This window comes from Buttiauxella cochleicola (genome assembly GCF_021282435.1).
Taxonomy (GTDB): domain Bacteria; phylum Pseudomonadota; class Gammaproteobacteria; order Enterobacterales; family Enterobacteriaceae; genus Buttiauxella; species Buttiauxella massiliensis.
Genome location: NZ_JAJSOT010000020.1, coordinates 1 through 4,329, shown reverse-complemented (window position 1 = coordinate 4,329; position 4,329 = coordinate 1). Strand labels below are relative to the sequence as shown.

General features: G+C 58.6%; 1 protein-coding gene. It reads right to left on the bottom strand.

The annotated features are described in order from the left end of the window. On the bottom strand, positions 1-4,329 hold a 4,329-nt coding region (locus LVQ77_RS22190; protein WP_232905491.1), incomplete at both ends, for an Ig-like domain-containing protein.

Sequence of the window (4,329 nt, the reverse complement as noted above, 5' to 3'; positions counted from 1 at the left end):
CGGTGTTACCGGACGCGTCAACACCGGTGACCATCACCTGCACATCGTTACTGCCTTCATTCAGCGCATGAGTCGGCACCGGCACTTCATAGCGCAGCTGGCCGTTGGCATCCGCCACCACGTCGCCGCGGTATTCATGGCCATTCACGCTGACAACGACTTTATCGCCCACCTGCGCATCACCGCTGACCACGCCGGAAATCATGGTTGGCATGCGGGATTCGTTAGCATTGACGGTATCGTCACCGGCCACCGGCTGGATAATCACGTGGTTCTCGGCATGCGTGTCCAGCACCACGTTTTGGTGCTCGACCGCAATCGCGGTGTTACCGGATGCATCCACACCGGTGACCATCACCTGCACATCGTTACTGCCTTCATTCAGCGCATGGGTCGGCACCGGCACTTCATAGCGCAGCTGGCCGTTTTCATCGGTCACCACGTCGCCGCGGTATTCATGGCCATTCACGCTGACAACGACTTTATCGCCCGCCTGCGCATCACCGCTCACTACACCGGAGATCATGGTCGGCATCCGGGACTCGGCGGCATTCACCACATTGTCACCGGCCACGGTCTGGATGATCACATGGTTCTCGGCATGGGTGTCGAGGACCACGTTTTGGTGCTCGACCGCAATCGCGGTGTTACCGGACGCGTCAACACCGGTGACCATCACCTGCACATCGTTACTGCCTTCATTCAGCGCATGAGTCGGCACCGGCACTTCATAGCGCAGCTGGCCGTTTTCATCGGTCACCACGTCGCCGCGGTATTCATGGCCGTTCACGCTGACAACGACTTTATCGCCCACCTGCGCATCACCGCTGACCACACCGGAGATCATGGTCGGCATCCGGGACTCGGCGGCATTCACCACATTGTCACCGGCCACGGTCTGGATGATCACATGGTTCTCGGCATGGGTGTCGAGGACCACGTTTTTATGCTCGACCGCAATCGCGGTGTTACCGGACGCGTCAACACCGGTGACCATCACCTGCACATCGTTACTGCCTTCATTCAGCGCATGAGTCGGCACCGGCACTTCATAGCGCAGCTGGCCGTTGGCATCCGCCACCACGTCGCCACGGTATTCATGGCCATTCACGCTGACAACGACTTTATCGCCCACCTGCGCATCACCGCTCACCACGCCGGAAATCATGGTTGGCATCCGGGATTCGTTAGCATTGACGGTATCGTCACCGGCCACCGGCTGGATAATCACGTGGTTCTCGGCATGGGTGTCGAGGACCACGTTTTTGTGCTCGACCGCAATCGCGGTGTTACCGGATGCGTCAACACCGGTGACCATCACCTGCACATCGTTACTGCCTTCATTCAGTGCATGGGGCGGCACCGGCACTTCATAGCGCAGCTGGCCGTTTTCATCCGCCACCACGTCGCCGCGGTATTCATGGCCGTTCACGCTGACGACGACTTTATCGCCCGCCTGCGCATCACCGCTCACCACACCGGAGATCATGGTCGGCATCCGGGACTCGGCGGCATTCACCACATTGTCACCGGCCACGGTCTGGATGATCACATGGTTCTCGGCATGGGTATCCAGCACCACATTTTGGTGCTCGACCGCAATCGCGGTGTTACCGGATGCGTCAACACCGGTGACCATCACCTGCACATCGTTACTGCCTTCATTCAGCGCATGAGTCGGCACCGGCACTTCATAGCGCAGCTGGCCGTTGGCATCCGCGACCACGTCGCCACGGTATTCATGGCCGTTCACGCTGACGACGACTTTATCGCCCGCCTGCGCATCACCGCTCACCACACCGGAGATCATGGTCGGCATCCGGGACTCGGCGGCATTCACCACATTGTCACCGGCCACGGTCTGGATGATCACATGGTTCTCGGCATGGGTGTCGAGGACCACGTTTTGGTGCTCGACCGCAATCGCGGTGTTACCGGATGCATCCACACCGGTGACCATCACCTGCACATCGTTACTGCCTTCATTCAGCGCATGAGTCGGCACCGGCACTTCATAGCGCAGCTGGCCGTTGGCATCCGCCACCACGTCGCCACGGTATTCATGGCCGTTCACGCTGACGACGACTTTATCGCCCACCTGCGCATCACCGCTGACCACACCGGAGATCATGGTCGGCATCCGGGACTCGGCGGCATTCACCACATTGTCACCGGCCACGGTCTGGATGATCACATGGTTCTCGGCATGGGTGTCGAGGACCACGTTTTTATGCTCGACCGCAATCGCGGTGTTACCGGATGCATCCACACCGGTGACCATCACCTGCACATCGTTACTGCCTTCATTCAGCGCATGAGTCGGCACCGGCACTTCATAGCGCAGCTGGCCGTTGGCATCCGCCACCACGTCGCCGCGGTATTCATGGCCATTCACGCTGACAACGACTTTATCGCCCACCTGCGCATCACCGCTCACTACGCCGGAGATCATGGTTGGCATGCGGGATTCGTTAGCGTTAACGATATCGTCACCCGCCACCGGCTGGATAATCACATGGTTCTCGGCATGCGTGTCCAGCACCACGTTTTTGTGCTCGACAGCAATGGCGGTATTCCCGGAGGCATCGACACCCGTGACCATCACCTGCACGTCATTATTGCCTTCGTTCAGTGCCTGGGTTGGCACCGGGATGTTATAGCGCAGCTGGCCGTTTTCATCGGTCACCACGTTGCCACGGAACTCATGGCCGTTGACGCTGACGACCACCTGATTGCCCGCCTGCGCGTCACCGCTCACCACACCGGAAATCATGGTTGGCATCCGCGATTCGTTAGCATTGACGGTATCGTCACCGGCCACCGGCTGGATAATCACGTGGTTCTCGGCATGGGTGTCGAGGACCACGTTTTTATGCTCGACCACAATCGCGGTGTTACCGGAGGCGTCAACACCGGTGACCATCACCTGCACATCGTTACTGCCTTCATTCAGCGCATGAGTCGGCACCGGCACTTCATAGCGCAGCTGGCCGTTGGCATCCGCCACCACGTCGCCACGGTATTCATGGCCGTTCACGCTGACGACGACTTTATCGCCCGCCTGCGCATCACCGCTCACCACACCGGAGATCATGGTCGGCATCCGGGACTCGGCGGCATTCACCACATTGTCATCGGCCACGGTCTGGATGATCACATGGTTCTCGGCATGCGTATCCAGCACCACATTTTTGTGCTCAACCGCAATGGCGGTATTCCCGGAGGCATCGACACCGGTGACCATCACCTGCACGTCATTATTACCTTCGTTCAGTGCCTGGTTCGGAACAGGGATTTCATAACGCAGCTGGCCGTTTTCATCGGTCACCACGTCGCCACGGAACTCATGGCCATTGACGCTGACGACCACAAGGTCGCCCGCCTGGGCGTCACCGCTTACCACGCCGGAGATCATGGTTGGCATGCGCGATTCGTTAGCATTGACAGTGCCGTCACCGGCCACCGGCTGGATAATCACATGGTTCTCGGCGTGCGTATCCAGCACCACATTTTTATGCTCAACCGCAATGGCGGTGTTACCGGAGGCATCGACACCCGTGACCATCACCTGCACGTCATTATTGCCTTCGTTCAGTGCCTGGTTCGGAACAGGGATGTTATAACGCAACTGACCGTTTTCATCGGTCACCACGTTGCCACGGAATTCATGACCGTTCACGCTGACAACGACAGAGTCGCCTGCCTGGGCATCACCGCTCACTACGCCGGAGATCATGGTTGGCATGCGGGATTCGTTAGCGTTAACGATATCGTCACCCGCCACCGGCTGGATAATCACATGGTTCTCGGCATGCGTATCCAGCACCACGTTTTTGTGCTCGACAGCAATGGCGGTATTCCCGGAGGCATCGACACCCGTGACCATCACCTGCACGTCATTATTGCCTTCGTTCAGTGCCTGGGTTGGCACCGGGATGTTATAGCGCAGCTGGCCGTTTTCATCGGTCACCACGTTGCCACGGAACTCATGGCCGTTGACGCTGACGACCACCTGATTGCCCGCCTGCGCGTCACCGCTCACCACACCGGAAATCATGGTTGGCATGCGCGATTCATTAGCATTGACGATATCGTCACCCGCCACCGGCTGGATAATCACATGGTTCTCGGCATGCGTATCCAGCACCACGTTTTTGTGCTCGACTGCAATGGCGGTGTTACCGGAGGCATCGACACCCGTCACCATCACCTGCACATCATTACTGCCTTCGTTCAGGGCCTGGGTTGGCACCGGGATGTTATAGCGCAACTGACCGTTTTCATCGGTCACCACGTTGCCACGGAACTCATGACCGTTGACGCTGACAA